The organism is Thalassospira profundimaris (genome assembly GCF_003326755.1).
In the GTDB taxonomy this organism is placed as follows: domain Bacteria; phylum Pseudomonadota; class Alphaproteobacteria; order Rhodospirillales; family Thalassospiraceae; genus Thalassospira; species Thalassospira profundimaris_B.
This window is the reverse complement of the sequence record NZ_JPWH01000083.1, coordinates 1-567: the sequence shown is the minus strand read 5'-3', so window position 1 is coordinate 567 and position 567 is coordinate 1. Positions and strand designations below refer to the sequence as shown.

At 59.4% G+C, this 567-nt stretch carries 1 pseudogene; it reads right to left on the bottom strand.

Annotation, left to right across the window (positions count from 1 at the left end):
- Nucleotides 1-567 (bottom strand): annotated as a pseudogene (locus tag TH25_RS25215) (hypothetical protein); the annotation flags it as partial.

The window sequence follows — 567 nt, the reverse complement described above, 5'->3', positions numbered from 1 at the left end:
TCAGCGTCACCGTCGCGCCATTCGTCACCGTTGGTGCATCATTGGAAGGAGTTACCGTAATGGAAGCCGTATCCGTCGCGGTTGAAAAGGCCGTATTATCGCCCGTCGTTGCCACCGAGACCTTGTCGCCCGCGCCATCGCTGCCGGTCTGGTCCCAGGCGTGATAGCTGATCGAGGCCGTGGTGGCATTTTCACCATTGGGCACAAAGCGCACTTTGTCAGTCGCCCGCAACAGCAGAGCCTGGCTTTGCGAGACATCGCCCACATCGGTCCAGTCCGTGCCTCCATTCAGCGAATATTGCCAGGTGCCATTGCCACTGGTCAGACCATAAAGCGCGATCCCCTCCAGGGCACCTGTATCGGCATCCGCCACCGAAGAGCCAAGAATGTCGGCCACCGTCTGGCCGCCATTCGTTGTGGCGTCTTCACTAATGTCCGTCAGGGTCGGCGTGGCTTCTGTCAGAACCGGCGCATCATTAACATCGCTAACCACAAGGCTGGCCGAGGCGGTACCGGTCGAAAAGGCGGACGTACCACCCGTTGTCGATGTATCTGCCGTACTCGCAA